The sequence below is a fragment of the Amycolatopsis sp. NPDC004169 genome (assembly GCF_040610315.1).
In the GTDB taxonomy this organism is placed as follows: Bacteria; Actinomycetota; Actinomycetes; order Mycobacteriales; family Pseudonocardiaceae; genus Amycolatopsis.
Genome location: NZ_JBEXMD010000018.1, coordinates 20792 through 36581 on the forward strand (window position 1 = coordinate 20792; position 15790 = coordinate 36581).

General features: G+C 70.7%; 14 protein-coding genes. 2 read left to right on the forward strand and 12 right to left on the reverse strand.

Translation table 11 applies throughout. The annotated features are described in order from the left end of the window. Positions 1-85: 85 nt before the first annotated feature. Positions 86-865 (reverse strand): enoyl-CoA hydratase/isomerase family protein, encoded by a 780-nt coding sequence (locus ABZX11_RS24095; RefSeq protein WP_354916526.1) that lies wholly within the window; start codon positions 863-865, stop codon positions 86-88. Between the two features lie 2 nt (positions 866-867). Beyond that, a complete protein-coding gene (locus tag ABZX11_RS24100; RefSeq protein WP_176177604.1) occupies positions 868-1779 on the reverse strand; it encodes a PaaX family transcriptional regulator C-terminal domain-containing protein in 912 nt (303 codons plus the stop codon). A gap of 179 nt (positions 1780-1958) precedes the next feature. Between ABZX11_RS24100 and ABZX11_RS24105 the strand changes: the two genes are divergently transcribed. After that, positions 1959-3596 carry an ABC-F family ATP-binding cassette domain-containing protein gene (locus ABZX11_RS24105; protein ID WP_354916529.1) on the forward strand — a complete coding sequence of 546 codons (1638 nt, stop codon included), beginning with the start codon at positions 1959-1961 and terminating at the stop codon, positions 3594-3596. Positions 3597-4232: 636 nt separating this feature from the next. Here ABZX11_RS24105 and ABZX11_RS24110 read toward each other — a convergent pair. From ABZX11_RS24110 to ABZX11_RS24130, 5 genes are all read right to left on the reverse strand, one after another. Next, positions 4233-5054, reverse strand: coding sequence for a carbohydrate ABC transporter permease (locus ABZX11_RS24110; protein WP_354916532.1), 822 nt, complete (start codon positions 5052-5054; stop codon positions 4233-4235). Next, positions 5051-6013, reverse strand: a complete 963-nt coding sequence (locus ABZX11_RS24115; RefSeq protein WP_354916535.1) for a sugar ABC transporter permease — start codon at positions 6011-6013, stop codon at positions 5051-5053. The genes ABZX11_RS24110 and ABZX11_RS24115 overlap by 4 nt, the downstream gene beginning before the upstream one ends. After that, positions 5995-7266: an extracellular solute-binding protein gene (locus tag ABZX11_RS24120; protein WP_354916538.1), complete on the reverse strand. Its 1272-nt coding sequence runs from the start codon at positions 7264-7266 to the stop codon at positions 5995-5997. Before ABZX11_RS24120 ends, ABZX11_RS24115 begins: the two co-directional genes overlap by 19 nt. A gap of 106 nt (positions 7267-7372) precedes the next feature. Then, entirely contained in the window at positions 7373-9463 is a 2091-nt protein-coding gene (locus ABZX11_RS24125) for an alpha-galactosidase (RefSeq protein ID WP_354916541.1), read from the reverse strand. Positions 9464-9518: 55 nt separating this feature from the next. Further along, a complete protein-coding gene (locus ABZX11_RS24130; RefSeq protein WP_354916544.1) occupies positions 9519-10463 on the reverse strand; it encodes a methionyl-tRNA formyltransferase in 945 nt (314 codons plus the stop codon). A 114-nt stretch (positions 10464-10577) separates the two neighbouring features. Here ABZX11_RS24130 and ABZX11_RS24135 point away from each other — a divergent pair, with 114 nt between their 5' ends. After that, positions 10578-11876: a lysine N(6)-hydroxylase/L-ornithine N(5)-oxygenase family protein gene (locus tag ABZX11_RS24135; protein ID WP_176169360.1), complete on the forward strand. Its 1299-nt coding sequence runs from the start codon at positions 10578-10580 to the stop codon at positions 11874-11876. Here the strand turns inward: ABZX11_RS24135 and ABZX11_RS24140 are convergent. Genes ABZX11_RS24140 through ABZX11_RS24160 form a run of 5 tightly spaced genes read right to left on the reverse strand, consistent with a single transcriptional unit; the run spans position 11863 to position 15690 of the window. Continuing rightward, positions 11863-12270 carry a hypothetical protein gene (locus ABZX11_RS24140; protein WP_354916548.1) on the reverse strand — a complete coding sequence of 136 codons (408 nt, stop codon included), beginning with the start codon at positions 12268-12270 and terminating at the stop codon, positions 11863-11865. The two genes, ABZX11_RS24135 and ABZX11_RS24140, sit on opposite strands and share 14 nt — an antisense overlap. A gap of 4 nt (positions 12271-12274) precedes the next feature. Then, positions 12275-12760 carry a DinB family protein gene (locus ABZX11_RS24145; RefSeq protein ID WP_354916551.1) on the reverse strand — a complete coding sequence of 162 codons (486 nt, stop codon included), beginning with the start codon at positions 12758-12760 and terminating at the stop codon, positions 12275-12277. A gap of 20 nt (positions 12761-12780) precedes the next feature. Continuing rightward, positions 12781-13590 (reverse strand): ABC transporter ATP-binding protein, encoded by an 810-nt coding sequence (locus ABZX11_RS24150; protein ID WP_354916554.1) that lies wholly within the window; start codon positions 13588-13590, stop codon positions 12781-12783. Positions 13591-13594: 4 nt separating this feature from the next. Continuing rightward, positions 13595-14653, reverse strand: coding sequence for an iron chelate uptake ABC transporter family permease subunit (locus ABZX11_RS24155; protein WP_354916557.1), 1059 nt, complete (start codon positions 14651-14653; stop codon positions 13595-13597). Further along, positions 14653-15690, reverse strand: coding sequence for an iron chelate uptake ABC transporter family permease subunit (locus ABZX11_RS24160; protein WP_354916560.1), 1038 nt, complete (start codon positions 15688-15690; stop codon positions 14653-14655). Before ABZX11_RS24160 ends, ABZX11_RS24155 begins: the two co-directional genes overlap by 1 nt. Between the last annotated feature and the right edge of the window lie 100 nt (positions 15691-15790).

Genomic DNA, 15790 nt, shown 5'->3' on the forward strand with positions numbered 1-15790 from the left:
TGTGGTCTAGACCACATCGAATGTAACCTGGTGCGGGGAGAACCGCGCAGGCCCGAACGGCGGCAACCGGTGTCCGAACGGACGGTTAACGCCCGGAGAAGGTCGCCTTCCCCGGTCCGTCGGCGAGGAACGACTTCACGGCGTTGCGGAGGTCCTCGGTCTCGAACAGCTCGGCCGCGATCGTGGTGATGTGCGCGTTCGCCTCCGGGACGCCGCCGGCGGCGAAGTGGTCGAGGACGCGCTTCGTCGCCACGTGGGCACGGGTCGGCCCCTCGGCCAGCCGGCGGGCGAAGGCGCGCGCGGCGTCGTCGAAGCCGTCGCTCGGCAGGACCCGGTTGACGACGTTCCAGCGCTCCAGGGTTGCCGCGTCGTAGGTGTCGCCGGTCATCACGAACTCCTTGGCGCGCCCGACGCCGGCCCGCGCGGCGAGCCGCTGGGTGCCGCCCATCGTCGGGGTCAGGCCGACGACCTTCTCGACCAGGCCGAACTTCGCGCGGTCGGCCGCCAGGATGATGTCGCAGGCCACGGCCACCTCGAACGCCCAGGTCAGGCACAGGCCGTGCGCGGCGAAGACGGTCGGGAACGGCAGCGCGGCGACCCGGTCCGGCACCGCCAGCATCTGGTCGAAGAGCACCTTCGCCTCGGCGGGCGAGCCCTGGGCGTCGAACAGCGAGACGTCGACGCCGCCGCTGACGATCTTGCCCTCGGCGCGGACCAGCAGCGCCCGCGCGGGTTCGGCCTCCAGCTCGTCGATCGCCGAACCCAGCGAGGACTGCAGCGAGGCCGTGTAGAGGTTCAGCGGCGGAGCGTCGACGGTCAGGACGGCGAGCCCGCCGTCACGATCGAGGCGGACCTGGTCGGTCATGTTCACCCTGCTTCTTCGGCTTCGACGATGTCGTCCCAATACTGCTGGGCCTCGGGGCGCCAGTCGACGTGTTTGTGATGGAACAGTTCCGCCGCTTTCGTCCCGCTCCACTTCGCCGGGAGCAGCTCGGCCGGCAGTTGCGGGTCGAGGAACGGGAACCGCCGCCATTCGTGGACCAGCTCGGTCTGCGCGCGCAGCACCGCGCGGCCGCCGGTGGGGTGCAGGCCGGTGAACCGGTCGATGAAGTCCTCGTAGCGGTCCTTCAGGTCGGTCAGATCCCAGGACCGCGCGACCATCGACTCCTGCTCGCCGACCTCGCCGTAGGCAGCGGTGAACGACATCGCCTGCGCGTCCAGGCCGAGCTCGCTGACGATCTGCTGGGCCTCCCGCTGCCGCGACAGGTCCGGGCTGACCCACACGCCGGCGACCGGCGAGCCGAAGCCCGCCCAGGTCAGCCGGGTGCGCAGCCGGTGCCGCAGGTCGCGCTTGGACTCGGGCACGGAGACGATCAGCATCAGCCACTGGCCGTTCCACCGGCGTTCCTCGCGGCCGAACGCGTAGATCCGGTCGGCGCCCTCGGTCAGCAGGCGGCGCCCCGGCGGCGTCAGCGACCAGCGCACGCGGCGCCCGACGCGCTCGGAAACCACCCAGCCCTCGGCGGCGGAGCGGGCCAGCGCCTGCCGCGCCGACTTCTCCTCGATGTCGAGGATGCCCAGCACCTCGACGAGCATCGAGGTCCACACCGGCTTGTCCCGCGGCAGCGCGTACTCGCCGAGGACGGTCATCAGCAGCGACCGCGCGCTCGCGTGACTGACCTCGCGGCGCCGGCTCACCGTGGGCCGGGGCGCGGACGGGCGGCTTTCCCTCGGTTTCGGCCTGCGGCCGAGGGTGACCGGGGGAGCGGGCTCGCCCATGCTGTTCACCGACCTCACTGTGTTCGTGGCACTTCTGTGTTCTTGCGCTGACGAGTTGTGGCACCGACAACCGAACAGGGTACCCACAGTGAGTGATCAAAGCGCCACAGGACACACACTGTCGGTGGTTTTGACCTTGATCTGACAGTTCCCCACGAGGTCGTAGACTCGGCTACCTCATGAGCGCAACTCTCGTCGCGAAGGACCTGGCCGCGGGCCACGGTGATCGCATCCTCTTCTCCGGTCTCGATCTGGTCGTCGCGCCGGGGGACGTCGTCGGCCTGGTCGGGGTCAACGGTGCCGGCAAGTCGACGCTGCTGCGGACCCTGGCCGGGCTCGCGAAGCCGGACAGCGGCGAGGTCCGGCTGAACCCGCCGGCCGCGACGGTCGGGCACCTGCCGCAGGAGCCGGAACGCCGCGAAGGCGAGTCGGTGCGGGCCTTCCTGGCTCGGCGCACCGGCGTCGCGGCGGCCCAGGCCGACCTCGACTCGGCGACGGAGGCCCTGACGGCGGGCGACGACGGCGCGGACGACCGCTACGCCACGGCACTCGACCGCTGGCTGGCCCTCGGCGGCGCCGACCTCGACGAACGGGCCGCCGAAGTGGCCGCCGACCTCGGCCTGGCCGTGGACCTTGACCAGCCGATGACGTCGCTCTCGGGCGGCCAGGCGGCGCGGGCGGGGCTCGCGTCGTTGCTGCTGAGCCGCTACGACGTCTTTCTGCTCGACGAGCCGACGAACGACCTCGACCTGGACGGCTTGGCCCGCCTGGAGCGGTTCGTGTCCGGCCTGCGCGCGGCGACGGTGCTGGTGAGCCACGACCGCGAGTTCCTGGCCCGCACGGTGGATCGCGTCGTGGAGCTGGATCTGGCCCAGCAGCAGGTGAACGTCTACGGCGGCGGGTACGAGGCGTACCTCGAGGAGCGCGAAGTCGCCCGGCGGCACGCGCGCGAGGAGTACGAGGAATACGCCGACACGAAGGCGTCGCTGGAGGCGCGGGGGCGGATGCAGCGGGCATGGATGGAGAAGGGCGTGAAGAACGCTCGCCGGAAGCAGCCCGACAACGACAAGGCGGCCCGCAAGTTCCGCGCCGACGCGACGGAGAAGCAGGCGTCGAAGGCGCGGCAGACCGACCGGATGATCGAACGGCTGGAGGTCGTCGAGGAGCCGCGCAAGGAGTGGGAGCTGCGGATGGAGATCGCCGCGGCCCCGCGGGCGGGCGCGGTGGTCGCGACATTGCGCGGCGCGGTGGTGCGGCGGGGGTCGTTCACGCTCGGGCCGGTGGACCTGCAGATCGACTGGGCGGACAAGGTCGCCATCACCGGGGCCAACGGCTCGGGCAAGTCGACGCTGCTGGCCGCTTTGCTGGGGCGGGTTCCGCTGGAGTCCGGGGCCGCTGCGCTCGGGCCGGGTGTGGTGGTCGGGGAGGTCGACCAGGCCCGGCGGTTGTTCCTGGGTGACGTGCCGCTCGCTTCGGCGTTCGCGCGGGAGGTGCCGGAGTTGGCCGACGCCGAGGTCCGGACGCTGCTAGCGAAGTACGGCTTGAAGGCGGCACACGTGCTGCGCTCGGCGGCGACGCTTTCGCCGGGGGAGCGGACGCGAGCGGCGCTGGCCTTGTTGCAGGCGCGCGGGGTGAACCTGTTGGTGCTCGACGAGCCGACCAACCACCTGGACCTGCCGGCGATCGAGCAGCTGGAGGCGGCTTTGGAGAAGTATCCGGGGACGTTGTTGCTGGTGACGCACGATCGGCGGATGCTCGATGCGGTGCAGGTGACGCGCCGGCTGGTGGTTGATGGGGGCAAGGTCAGCGAGTTGTGAGCCTGGGGTGCTCGCGCGGAGTGGGCTTTGGTGAGCGGTGCTCTCGGTTCGTAGAGCGGAGGGGATCGCTTTGTGAGCAGTGCTCTCGGCTGTGTGCGCCGCTCTGGCGTCGTGGTGAGCGGTGCTCTGGGGGGTGAGCGCTGCTCGCGCCGAGAAGTGAGCAGTGCTCTCGGTTTGGGAGTGCAGGGACGATCAGTTTGTGAGCAGTGCTCTCGCATGTGAACGCCGCTCGTCGGCGTGAGCGAGCGTTGCTCTCAGTTTGATGTTCGCTCGCGGGTCCACCGCTGCGATCGGGGGTTGGGTGGCAGCGGGCGCCCTCGGATTTCAGCATGTGCGAGCAGCGCTCTTGGGGTGAATGCTTTCTGGTGCGAGCACGGAGCGGTGCTAATGGAACGGAGCACAGCCTCTTCCTCGGCGAGAGCAGTGCTCTTGAAGGCGAGAGCGGTGCTCTTGAAGCGGAGCGCCACCCGGGAAAAACTAGAGAGCGGCGCTCTCGGACGCGAGCGCCGCTCGCGCCGCCCGGTGAGCAGTGCTCTCAACTGCGCGCGCCGCTCTGGCGTCGTGGTGAGCGGTGCTCTCAAAACAGAGCGCTGACTGTTCCAGGGTTGGAGCGGTGCTCTCGCGCGAGGGCGCCGCTCACCCCTTCGTTGCCCCGCCCGTCAACCCCTTCACGAACTGCTTCTGCAACGCCAGGTAAAAGATCAACACCGGCAGCGTAGCCAGGAACATCAGCGCGAACACGCTCCCCAGGTCCGCCTGGTACTGCCCGATCGACCGGTAGATCCCCGTCGTGATCGTGGTCCCCTGGCTCGGCCCGAGGATGATCAACGGGTCGATGAAGTCGTTCCAGATCCACACGCCCAGGAAGATCAACACCGACGCCGTCGCCGGACGCAGCAAGGGGAACACCACCCGCCAGAACACCTGCATCCGGCTTGCGCCGTCGAGCAACGCCGCCTCCTCGAGCTCCACCGGCACCCCGCGGATGAACCCGGTGAACACGAACACCCCGAACGGCACGTAGTACCCGACGTTGAACAGGATCAGCCCCTGCAACGTCGCCATCAGGTGGGTGATCCGCAGGACGTCCGTGATCGGGATCAGGATCACCTGCGGCGGGATCATCAACCCGGCGAGCAGCACGAGCGTGAGCACCTTCGTCCACCGCTTGCCCGAGCGCGCCAGGTAGTGGCCCAGCATCGCCGACAGCACCACGAGCACCAGGATCGACAGCACCGTCACCACGATGCTGTTCGTCAGGCTCACCCAGAACAGGCCGTCCGGCCGGGTCAGCACCGCGTGGATGTTCGACAGCGTCGGCGGCCACGGCAGCGACGCCGGCTCCTTCGCGATCAAGTCCCCCCGCTTGAACACGTTCGCCAGCACCAGGTACAGCGGCACGAAGAACGCCGCGCCGACCAGGACGGCCGCCGTGGGGCGGGCCAACGCGCGGGTCACAGGTCAACCTCCCGGCGGCGCAGGAAACCCAGCACGATCGTCGTGACGACGGCGACGATCACCAGCATCACCACCGCCATCGCCGACGCGTAACCGACGTGGTTGGAGTCGAAGCCCGTCTGCAGGACGTCGAACGCGATGGTGGCCGTCGCGCCCGAGCCCGGGCCGCCGTTGGTGATCACCTTGACGTAGTCGTAGGTCTTGAACGCCGAGATCAGCAGCACCACCGTGTTGATCGTCAGCGACGGCGCCAGCAGCGGCCACGTCACCGCCCGGAACCGGCGCAGCGGCCCCGCCCCGTCGATCTCCGCGGCTTCGAGCAGCTCCTGGGGCACGCCCTGCAGCCCGGCCAGGTAGACCACCACGCAGAACCCGAGCATCTGCCAGCACACGATCGACGCCACCGAATACAGCGCCACGTCCGGGTCGGACAGCCAGCCCGGCGGGTGCTCGACACCCACCGCCCGCAGCAGTGAATTCAGCGGCCCGCGGTCGTCGAGCAAGCGCGACCAGACGATCGACACCACCACCGAGCTGAGGATCACCGGCGTGAAGAACACGCTCCGCAAAGCGTTGTACAGCCACCCTTTCCGGTCCAGCAGCAACGCCACCCCCAAGCCCAGCAGGTTGGGCACGATGACCACGATCAACGTCAGGATCGTGGTCACCTGCAGCGCGGTGAGGAACTGCGAGTCGGTGAACAGCAGCCGGTAGTTGGCGAAGCCGGCGAACTTCACCGGCGGGTGGAACGGGTTGTAGTCGGTCAGGCTGTACCCGAAGCTGATCAGGATCGGCGCCATCACGAAACACAGGTACACGAGCACGCCCGGCGCGCCGAACGACGCGAAGTGGGTGAGCCGGGGCAGGACCGGCCGCCGTCGGCGGCGGGACGCGACCGGGCGGGGCGGGGCCGGGCGGGAGACGACGGCGGTCAAGGACGTCAGCCCGCCTTCGCCCACTCGGTGTCCAGGAACGCGCACGCGTCGGCCACCGGCTTGCGGCCGGTGATCACGTCCTGCGCGGCCTGGTCGACCTTGTCCTTCATCCCGGGCAGCAGGCCGTCGTCGGCCGTCTCCCACCGGAAGGCGTGCACCACGGCGTTCTGCTGCACCGCCTGCGAATACAGGTCGTACCCGGCCTTGAACGTCGGCCCGACGTCGGACGGCGGTGTGTAGCCCTTGATCGCCGGGAACAGCCCGTCGGCCTTCACCGAAGCGTCCAGCTGGTCCTTGTCGAGCTGGAAGCCGAGGGCGAACTTCCGCGCCGCGTCGAGGTTCGCGGCCTTGGCGTTGACGATCATGCCGCCGCCGGTGTAGGCGGGGACGACCAGCTTGCCGTCCTCGGTGGGGAAGTTGAACACGCCCACCTCGAAGTCGTGCTTCTTCGAGTCGGCGTTGGCGGCGAACCAGTTGCCCATCGGGTACATCGCGCTCTGGCCGTCGAGGAACGCCTGCTCGGTCGCCGCGTAGTCGCGCGAGACGCTGGTCTTGTCCACGTACCCCTTCGCCGCGAGGTCGGCGAGCTTCGAGAACGCGTGCTGGAACGCCGGATCGGTGAACTTCACCTTGCCCTCACGGCGCTGGGTGAGCCAGTCCGGCACCGTGTTGTAGACCTCGGTGCTGACCAGGCCGGAGAGGATCATCGACGACGGGAAGCCGTCCTTGCCGCCGCCGATGGTGAACGGCGAGAAGCCCTTGTCCTTGAGCTTGCCGGCGTCGGCGACCAGCTCGTCCCACGTCTTCGGCGGCGCCGCGATGCCCGCGTCGGCGAACATCTTCTTGTTGTAGTAGACCGGCGGGATGGTCTGGGTGTTGGCCGGCAGCTGGTAGTACTTGCCGTTCACCGGGTTGGCCTGCGGGAACTGGAAGTCCTTCAGCTCCTCGGGCGTCCACGCGTAGAGGTTGCCCGCTTCGGCGAAGCCGGCCGAGTCCACGGCGATCATCACGTCCGGGAACTGCCCCGACTGCAGCAGCTGCTTCGCGTACGACGTCCGCCCGTCGGCGGTCGGCGCGACGAGCTTCTTGACCTTGATGCCGGGGTTCTTGTCCGTGACGCGCTTGATCGCGGCGTCCCAGTAGGCCGGGGTGAGGTTCGGGGTCTCGAACGTCAGGAAGGTGATCTCCGCGTCGCCGCCGCTGCCGGTGTTCGAGCCGACCGAACACCCGCTCACCGCCAGGAGCACCGCTGCTCCCAGCGCCAGGGACCGTCTCATGTCCAAGCCACCTTCCACCATATGTGATGTATGACGCATTTCATCGGACCTATTCGGCGATGTCAAGCGTCCGGCGCCACGGGAACCGCGGAAAGCGGGAGATAGATCAGATCTTTATGCGTTCGAGTCGGACGACGGTGCTGGCGAAGTCCCCGGCGGGCAAGTCGAAGGGCAGGCCGTGCGCGAGCAGCACCGCCCCGCTGTGCGTGCGGCCCGAAGCCGGATCGAGGTAGCGTGCGGCCGGGTCGAGGCCGTCGAGCCGAAGCGGCCGCTCCGGCGCGTTGAAGTGCGCGGACTGCCGGTAGGCGAACACGACCGCGCGATCGCCGTGGACGTATTGCAGGGCGGTGACGCCGTCGTCGACCGGCGGCCGGAGCCGGTACAGCGCGCCGTGCTGCACCACCGGCCGGACGTCCTTGTACAGCGCGACGAGATCCCGGGCGAGCGCGAGATCTTCGGAGGGCCAGTGCACGATGTCGCCGCCGAGGCCGAGCACGCCGGCCATGGCGACGTGGAACCGGAATCGCAGCGGGACCGACCGCGCCGTCACGAAGTTCGGGTTGTCGGTGACCCACGCCGACATCGCGCGGGCGGGGTAGAGCTGGCCGTAGCCGTGCTGGATCCGCAGCCGGTCGAGGGCGTCGGTGTTGTCGGAAGTCCAGACCTGGTCGGTGCGGGCGAGCACGCCGAGGTCGATCCGCCCGCCGCCGCCGGAGCAGGACTCGATCCGCAGCCCGGGGTGGTCCGCGCGCAGCCGGTCGAGCAGCGCGTACACCGCCCGCGTGTGCTCCACCCACAGCCGGTCCTGGTCGGGCTCGCCGGGCCAGCCCGCTTCGCTGAACGGCCGGTTCATGTCCCACTTCAGGAAGTCGACGCCGTGCGAGCCGACAAGCCGGTCGAGCCACTCGTGCGCCCAGGCGGCGACGTCCGGGCGCGCGAAGTTGAGCACCAGCTGCCGCCGCAGCTCCGAGCGGCGCCGGTGCGGGTGGTGCAGCACCCAGTCCGGGTGGGCGCGGTAGAGGTCGCTGTCCGGGTTGACCATCTCCGGCTCCACCCAGATGCCGAACCGCATGCCGAGCCCGTGCACCGCCTCGACCAGCGGCTTCAGCCCGTCCGGGAAGCGCGCGCGGTTGACCTCCCAGTCGCCGAGCCCGGCGTGGTCGCCGGTGCGGGCGCCGAACCAGCCGTCGTCCATCACGAACAGCTCGACACCGAGCGCGGCCGCCCGCTCGGCGAGGGCGCGCTGCCCGGCCTCGGTGACGTCGAACCCGGTGGCCTCCCACGAGTTGTAGAGCACCGGCCGCAGCTCTTCCGGGTGCGGCAGGACGTGCGCGAGGACGTACGCGTGCCACGCGCGGCTCGCCGCGCCGAACCCGCCGTCGGTGTACAGCCCGGCCGAAACCGGGGTGACCAGCGGACGTCCCGGCCCGACGCGGTGGACGACGCCGTCCTGCCCGAAGCCGCCGCTCACCGTCAGCCGCCCGGTCGACGAGCGCGTGGTGGTCAGCCGCCACGACCCGCTCCACGCCAGCGCGACGCCGTAGACCTCGCCGTGGCGCTCGGTCGCCGTGCCGTCGTCGACCATCACCCACGGGTTCGCGTGGTGGCCGGTGATCCCGCGGCGGCTCGCGAACACGGTTTCACCGTGCGCCGCGGGCGAACGGTGCAGCTGCGTCTCCGCCGCCCAGCGGCCGGTGACGTGGCTGAGCCGGTAGTCCTCGAATACCGGCAGCGCCCAGGTCGCCGAGTCGGCCCGGACCACCTCGACGTCGGTGTCCGCGCTCAGCTCGGTCCAGCGTTCGAGGACGGCGCCGCGCAGCCGGTAGTGCAGCGTGATCCGCAGGGGGTAGTGCCGGTCCGCGAACAACAGCCGCAGGTGATCGTCGGCCGCTTCGAAGCCGGTGTACCGCCATTCGAGGGCCCGCGTGCCGTCGGCGAACCGGACCTGCAGGGCGGGCGTCCAGTACCGGGTGCCGCCGTCGGCGGCGAGCTCGTCGAGCCCTTCGTTGGGGTCGTTGAACCCGTCCCACCACGGAAGCGATTTCCCGGCCAGCTCGGCCACGTCCGTGTCGGCCAGCGGCGGTCCCCAGTGGACGTGCACCGGGACGTCGTCCTCGTCGAGCCGCAGCGCGTACGTGCTCGAACCCCCGCCGAGCACCCACGTGCGGTGGTCCTCGAGGAAGCTGATCCCGGCCATGCGGGACATCCTGCTCACCGGCGCGCCCGCCGCCAAGGGATGTCCCGCTGACCGGTCACGGACGGTCGGTCAAGTAGCCGCCCATCGTCTTGAAATACTCGTGCGCGGGCAGGTCGGTCCCGTCGGCGGTGCGGACGCGCTCGACGAGCAGGCCGGGCGCCCGGCCGCTGCGCGCGTGCGGCCCGGCGACGATCACCACGCCGTCGCCCTCGCGGATGAAGATCCGGCCCGGGGTGCCGCCGTAGTGGCCCTGCGACACCGACGCCTTGAGGATCCGCAGCTCCTCGCCGCGGTGGTAGGCGAAGGCGTTCGGGTACGGGTCGGACAGCGCGCGGACGAACCGTTCGAGGTCCGCGGGCGGCAGCGTCCAGTCGATCAGGCTGTCCCGCTTGGCGCGCTTGTGGAAGAAGCTGGCCTTCGACCGGTCCTGCGGCACCGGCGTGTAGCCGGTCTCGATCAGCGAGATGGCTTCGGCGGTGATCGGGGCGATGAGGTCGACCGTGCGGTGGAACAGGTCGGTCGTGGTGTCGGCCGGCCCGACCGGGATCGCGCGCTGCAGCACGATGTCGCCGGCGTCGAGTTCGCCGTCCATCATGTGGGCGGTGACGCCGACCTCGGGCTCGCCGTTGATCATCGCCCAGATGAGCGGCGAGAAGCCCGCGTACGCCGGCAGCAGCGAATCGTGGATGTTCAGGGTGCCGTGGCGCGGCAGCTCGAAGATCTCCGGCGGCAGCCAGGTGCGCCAGTTGTTCGCCACGATCAGGTCGAGGTCGGCGGCCTTCAGCTCGGCCAGCAGCTCGGCGTCGTCCGGGCGGTTGCGCAGCAGCACGCGGATGTCGTGCTCGGCGGCGAGGTCGGCGACGGAGTCGGCCCAGATCCGCTCGTAGGCGTGGTCGCTCTTCGGGTGGGTGACCACGAGCGCGACCTCGTGGCCGGCGTCGATGAGCGCCTGCAGGGTCCGGTGCCCCCAGGTCTGGTAGCCGAACATCGCCACGCGCATTCGAGAGTGCCTTTCATGATCGGGGGACGAACATCACCACGAACGTACTAGGCGAGGCTCGCCTAAGTTAGGTTAGGGTTCCCTGAACCGTACCGGAGCGCGCGAGGGAGCAACATGAGTGCAGAGGTCCCGATCTACGACATCGTCGGCGTGGGCTTCGGACCGTCGAACCTCGCGCTGGCGATCGCCCTCGCCGAGCACAACTCGGGCCCCGGGGAGCCGGTGACCGCGCACTTCCTCGAGCGGCAGCCGCGCTTCGGCTGGCACCGCGGCATGCTGATCGACACCGCGACCATGCAGGTGTCCTTCCTCAAGGACCTGGTCACCATGCGGAACCCGACCAGCGAGTTCAGCTTCCTCAACTACCTGCACGCGGCCGGGCGGCTGGTCGACTTCATCAACCACAAGAACCTCTTCCCGCTGCGCGTGGAGTTCCACGACTACTTCGAGTGGGCCGCGGCGAAGGTCGACGACGTCGTCTCCTACAGCACCGAGGTCGTCGCGGTGACACCGGTCCACGACGGCGCGGAGGTCGCGTACTTCGACGTCCGGGCGTCGGACGGGTCCTCCCTGCGCGCCCGGAACCTGGTGCTGGGCACGGGTCTGCGGCCGCAGCTGCCCGAGGGTGTCACGGCCGGGCCGCGGATCTGGCACAACAGCGAGCTGCTGTTCCGGGTGGACGCAATGCGCGAGAGCGATCCCCAGCGGTTCGTCGTGGTCGGCGCCGGCCAGAGCGCCGCCGAGGTCGCCGCGCTGCTGCACGACGAGTTCCCCCGCGCCGAGGTGTGCGCGGTGTTCGCCCGCTACGGCTACAGCCCGGCCGACGACAGCTCGTTCGCCAACCGCATCTTCGACCCCGAAGCCGTCGACCAGTTCTACCGCGCGGGCGAGCCGGTCAAGGACCGCCTGATGCGCTACCACGGCGCCACGAACTACTCGGCCGTCGACATCGACCTGATCGACGAGCTGTACCGGCGGGTCTACCGCGAGAAGGTCCTCGGTGTGCCGCGCTTGCGGCTGTTCAACGTCTCGCGCCCGGCCGAGGTGACCGACGCGGGAACGGTGACGGTCGAGTCCCTGACCACCGGCGAGCGCACGGTCCTCGAAGCCGACGCGGTCGTGTACGCCACCGGCTACCGGCCCGCGGACCCGACGCCGCTGCTCGGCGAACTGGGCCCGCGGTGCCTGCGGGACGACGAAGGCCGCCTGCGCGTCGAACGCGACTACCGGCTGGTGACGGACGCGCCCGTCCGCGGCGGGATCTACCTGCAGGGCGGCACGGAGCACACGCACGGCATCACGTCGTCGCTGCTGTCGAACACCGCGGTGCGGGTGGGGGAGATCCTGCAGTCCGTCGTGGACCGGCGGGTGGTCGCGGAGCCCGCGGGGGAGTTCGCGGTCAGCGCGCGGTGAACGGCCACACCGCGGTGACGGTGTAGAGGTACGTCGAGCGCACGACGAGCGCCGGGCCGGGAAGGGCCTGCTTCAGGTCGTCCAGTGCCCGGTCGCTCGCCGCGGCGCCGCCCGATCCGGTGGGCACCCAGACGCGTCCCGTCGACGGCGGCTCGAGGAACCGCCCGAGCCGGTCGAAGACGTCGTCCGGCGCGGCGGAGAGCGCGTACTGCCGCTCGTCCGGCCCGTTCTCCCGGTACGCCGCCGCGACGATCTCGAAGTGCCAGCACGATCCGGGTTCGGCGATGCGGAGATAGCCCTCGACCGGTCCGCCGGACCACTCGAGCACGCAGAGCCGCTCGACGCGCAGCTTCTCCGGCGGGATCGTCAGCAGCCGCTCGGCGACCTGGGCCACGCCGTCAGCCCGCGGTGATCTGTTCGCGCAGGATGTCGCCGTGGCCGGTGTGGCGGGCGAATTCCTCGATCAGGAACAGGTAGACGAACCGCAGGGTCACCTCGCCGACGACCGGGTGCGTCCACCGGTCGTCGAGTGAGAAGCCGGCCGCGATCTCGCGGGAGCGGGCGCTGGTCCGCTCGTACTCGGCGATCACGTCGTCGACCGTTTCCTCGTCGGACACCACGAAACTGGGGTCCCCCGGCGTCGACGGGCCGTCGATCTCGGCCTCGTCGAGCCCGGCGATCAGCCACTGGAACCAGCGGCGCTCGGCGACGGCGGCGTGCTTGACCAGGGCGATCGGCGTGGTCAGCGACGAGACCAGCCGCCGCCGGGCGTCGGTTTCGGACAGGCCCCTGGCGTTCTCGACGAGCGCGAGCCGGTTGCGGTCGAGCATGGCTTCGAGCAGTTCACGCTCGGAGCCGGTGGTCTTTTCGGGCAGCGCGTACATGGGGCCAGCTTGCCCGAGGATCAGACCGGGTGCACCGGTGCCGGGTGGTGCCTGCCGATCGGGACGACCAGCGGGGTCCCGCTCACCGGGTCCGGGGTGACTCGGCAGCGGATGTCGAAGACGGTCTCGACGAGCTCCTCGGTGATCACCGAGGCCGGGTCGCCGGCGGCGACCACGCGGCCCTGCTTCATCGCGATCAGGTGGTCGGCGTAGCGGCACGCCTGCGGGAGGTCGTGCAGGACCATCACCACCGTGCGGCCTTCGCCGCGGTTGAGGTCGACCACCAGGTCCAGCACGTCGATCTGGTGGGCCAGGTCCAGGTACGTCGTCGGCTCGTCGAGCAGCAGCACCGGGGTGGCCTGGGCGACGGCCATCGCGATCCACGCCCGCTGCCGCTGGCCGCCGGAAAGCTCGTCCACCGGCCGGTCGGCCAGCTCGGTCAGCGAAGTCGCCGCCAGCGCCGCGGCGACCGCGCCTTCGTCCGATGTGGACCACTGCCGCCACCAGCTCTGGTGCGGGGCGCGGCCGCGGGCGACCAGGTCGGCCACCGTCATGCCCTCGGGCGCCACCGGGGACTGCGGCAGGATGCCGAGCTGCTGGGCGACCTGGCGGGTGGGGAGGTCCTGGATCGACCGGCCGTCGAGGTACACCCCGCCGGACTTCGGCGTCAGCAGCCGGGCCAGCGTGCGCAGCAGCGTCGACTTCCCGCACGCGTTCGCGCCGACGATCGCGGTGATCCGGCCGGGCGGGATCTCGAGGTCGAGGCCGTCGATGACGACCCGGTCGGCGTAGGCGACGCGCAGGTCCTGCACCCGCAACGACGGTGTCATCTTCTCAGCCTCCGGAGCCGGATCGGTTGGCCCTGGCCAGCAGCCAGAGCAGCAGCGGGGCGCCGAGCACGCCGGTCACGATGCCGACCGGCAGCGGGGACGCGGTGACGGTGCGGGCCAGGATGTCGCTGCCCAGCACCACGACCGCGCCGGTCAGCGCGGACGCGGCCGGCGGCGGGGACGGCTGACGCGCCAGGCGTTGCGCGATCTGCGGTGCGGTCAGTGCGACGAACGAGATCGGGCCCGCCGAAGCCGTGGCGAAGGCGACCAGCCCGGCGCCGGCCAGCAGCAGGCCCAGCCGCACCGGCTGGACCGGCGTGCCGAGCCCGGCCGCGACGTCGTCGCCGAGCTGCAGCGTGCGCATCCACCGGGACAGGGCCAGCACGAGCGGCAGCAGCACCGCCAAGGCGCACGCCAGCGGGACGACGTGCTCCCAGCCGCGGTTGGCGAGGTTGCCGACCAGCCAGCCGATCGACGCCTGCGCTTCGGTGATCTGCGCGCGGCTGAGCAGGTAGTCGGTCAGGCTGGTGCACATGGCGAAGATGCCGATGCCGACCAGGATGATCCGGTAGCCGGTGGTGCCGCGCCGCCACGCGAGGACGTACACGAGCAGGCCGGTCAGCAGCCCGCCGAGCAGGCCGAGCGTGGTGGTGCCGAGGCCGCCGCCGAAGCCGAACGAGATCCCGGCGACGACGGCGGTGGCCGCGCCCGCGTTGATCCCGATCATGTCGGGGCTGGCCAGCGGGTTGCGCGTGACGGTCTGGAACACCGCGCCGGAGGCGCCGAACGCCAGCCCGGCCAGCAGTCCGGTCAGCGCCCGCGGCAGCCGCAGCTCCTGCACGATGTACCCGGTGCCGCTGTCCCCGCCGCCGAACACCGCCGACAGGACGTCGGACACGCCGAGCGGGACGTCCCCGATCGTCATGCCCACGCAGAACAACGCGAACGCCAGCACGGCGAGCACGAGCGAGACGGCCACCAGCCGGAACCGGACCTGCCCGGACACCGGGGGTTTCGCCAGGCGGAAGGTGACGCGGTCACGCCGCAGCTGCAGCAGGCTCATCAGGACTCCACCAGCTTGCGGCGGCGGACCAGCCAGATGAAGAACGGCGCGCCGAGGAAGGCGACGATCACACCGGCGCGGACTTCGCCGGGCCGCGCCATGATCCGGCCGAGGATGTCCGCGGCGAGCAGCAGGCAGGGGGCGAGCACGGCGGTGTAGGGCAGCAGCCACCGGTGGTCGGGCCCGATGACGAACCGCACGGCGTGCGGGACGATCAGGCCGAGGAACACGATCGGGCCGGCGACCGCGACGGAAGCGCCGGTCAGCAGCGTGACCGCCAAGGCGCCGCGCAGCCGCAGCGGGCCGAGCCGCCGTCCGAGCGCGACCGCGACGTCGTCGCCGAGCGCCAAGCTGTTCAGCGAGGGCCCGCTGGCGATCGCCAGCACGAACCCGGCGAGCAGGAACGGCAGGACCCGCAGCAGCGAACCGCCGTCGACCCCGGCGAGCGACCCGGCCGACCAGAACCGGAAGCGGTTGAGCGCCACCGGGTCCGACAGGACCATCGCGCTGGTGAACGAGCCCAGCAGCGCCGTCACGGCGGCTCCGGCGAGGGCGAGCTTGACCGGGCTCGAGCCGCTGCGGCCGCGGGTGCCGAGGAAGTAGACGACGACGGTCGCGGCGAGCGCGCCGGCGAAGGCGAACCAGACGTAGCCGTAGAGCGAGCTGACGCCGAGCACGGTGATGGAGAAGACGATGGCGAACGCGGCGCCGGCGCTGATGCCGAGCAGGCCCGGCTCGGCCAGCGGGTTGCGGGTCAGGGCCTGCATGAGGGTGCCGGACAGGCCCAGTGCCGCACCGACCAGCACCGCGAGCAGGGTCCGCGGCATCCGGACACTGTGGATGATCACCGCGTCGGCCGAGCCGTCGTCGTGCCGGAGCACCTGCCACACGGCGCCGAACGAAATCTCCTTCGACCCCAGCCAGATGCTCAGCAGGCAGAGGAAAACCAGCACTCCGAGAGCGGCCAGCAGACCGAGCGCGCGGCCCGTGTGTGGCGGGCGTCGCTTGAGAGCGATCCCTCCGGGGTCTGTTCGCACCGCACCTCCGACTGGTACTGATTTTAGGTAAGGCTAACCGATGGTACAGGAGTGCATCCTCACCATCCGTTTGTTAGGGTCACCTAAGTTCGCGCCCCGA

Coding starts and splice junctions, on each gene's coding strand:
- ABZX11_RS24155 (WP_354916557.1), bottom strand. CDS start 14,653: ATGAGCCTGCTGCAGCTGCGGCGTGACCGCGTCACCTTCCGCCTGGCG.
- ABZX11_RS24145 (WP_354916551.1), bottom strand. CDS start 12,760: ATGTACGCGCTGCCCGAAAAGACCACCGGCTCCGAGCGTGAACTGCTC.
- ABZX11_RS24105 (WP_354916529.1), top strand. CDS start 1,959: ATGAGCGCAACTCTCGTCGCGAAGGACCTGGCCGCGGGCCACGGTGAT.
- ABZX11_RS24130 (WP_354916544.1), bottom strand. CDS start 10,463: ATGCGCGTGGCGATGTTCGGCTACCAGACCTGGGGGCACCGGACCCTG.
- ABZX11_RS24125 (WP_354916541.1), bottom strand. CDS start 9,463: ATGGCCGGGATCAGCTTCCTCGAGGACCACCGCACGTGGGTGCTCGGC.
- ABZX11_RS24095 (WP_354916526.1), bottom strand. CDS start 865: ATGACCGACCAGGTCCGCCTCGATCGTGACGGCGGGCTCGCCGTCCTG.
- ABZX11_RS24100 (WP_176177604.1), bottom strand. CDS start 1,779: ATGGGCGAGCCCGCTCCCCCGGTCACCCTCGGCCGCAGGCCGAAACCG.
- ABZX11_RS24120 (WP_354916538.1), bottom strand. CDS start 7,266: ATGAGACGGTCCCTGGCGCTGGGAGCAGCGGTGCTCCTGGCGGTGAGC.
- ABZX11_RS24135 (WP_176169360.1), top strand. CDS start 10,578: ATGAGTGCAGAGGTCCCGATCTACGACATCGTCGGCGTGGGCTTCGGA.
- ABZX11_RS24150 (WP_354916554.1), bottom strand. CDS start 13,590: ATGACACCGTCGTTGCGGGTGCAGGACCTGCGCGTCGCCTACGCCGAC.